Genomic DNA, 948 nt, shown 5'->3' with positions numbered 1-948 from the left:
GCCCCCCTCCTCGCGAACGCCGGTCTCACTCCGCTCGCCGCGCTGGTCGGCCCGGCCGTGTTCGGAGCGGTGGCGCTGGTCCTCGCCGGTGAGCTCGCCGTCGTCGCGGTTCTCGCGCGGCGGCGATGAGTGCGCGCCTCCTACACTCGGGAGGGTCGGGAGAACGGGGGGCCGCCGGTGCTGAGCGAGAACGCGATCGCGCTGTACCTGCACGCGTCCGTGCGCGGAGACTGGTCGCTCGAGAGCGCGTCGGACGAGCTCGGCGTCACCGTCGACGGCCTCCGCGAGGCGCGCGACGAGCTGATCGGGCTCCGGCTGCTCGCTCCGCTGCACGCGGGGGCGGAGTCGCTCGCCACGGCCGCACCGGACATCGCCCTGGCCGAGCTGATCGCCGACGACGAGCGGCGCCTCCTCGAGCTGCAGACCGGGATCACCCGCCGCCGCAGCGAGCTGATGGCCCTCGTCCCCGCCTACCGGAGCGCCCGCAGCGCCCTCGCCGCCGCGGAGCAGGTGGAGGTGATCGAGGACCCGGCGACCGTCCTCCGGCTGCTCCTCGACCTGCAGCGCGGAGCCTCGGAGGAGGTGCTGATCGCCGCTCCCGGCACCAGCAGCGTGGAGCGGCACGAGGCGAGCGACGCCGTCGACCGCGAGCTGCTCGGGCGCGGCATCGCGAGGCGGACGCTGTACCACGACCGCCGCCGCGACAACGCGGCCCTCCGGCGCTCGGTCGCGGAGCTCGAGCCGCTGGGCGCGCGGTTCCGGACCCTCCCGACGCTGCCCTTCCGGCTGGTGGTCTTCGACCGCTCCCTCGCGATCGTCGCCCGCTCCCGGGACGAGGACGACCGCGCCGCCCTGGTCGTCCGCTCCTCCGAGCTCGCGGCGACCCTGGCGCGCGTGTTCGACGCGGCGTGGGAGTTCGCAGCGCCCCTGCACGCGGCAGGTGCCGAG

1 protein-coding gene is annotated in these 948 nt (G+C 75.9%); it reads left to right on the top strand.

Annotated elements, in window-relative coordinates; translation table 11 throughout:
- Positions 1–177: 177 nt before the first annotated feature.
- Positions 178–948, top strand: a 771-nt coding sequence (locus tag C5C74_RS16880; protein ID WP_104351947.1) for a LuxR family transcriptional regulator, incomplete at its 3' end; no start/stop codon positions are given.

The sequence above is a fragment of the Rathayibacter sp. AY1E8 genome (genome assembly GCF_002931415.1).
GTDB lineage: Bacteria > Actinomycetota > Actinomycetes > Actinomycetales > Microbacteriaceae > Rathayibacter.
This window is presented reverse-complemented; position numbering and strand designations above follow the sequence as displayed.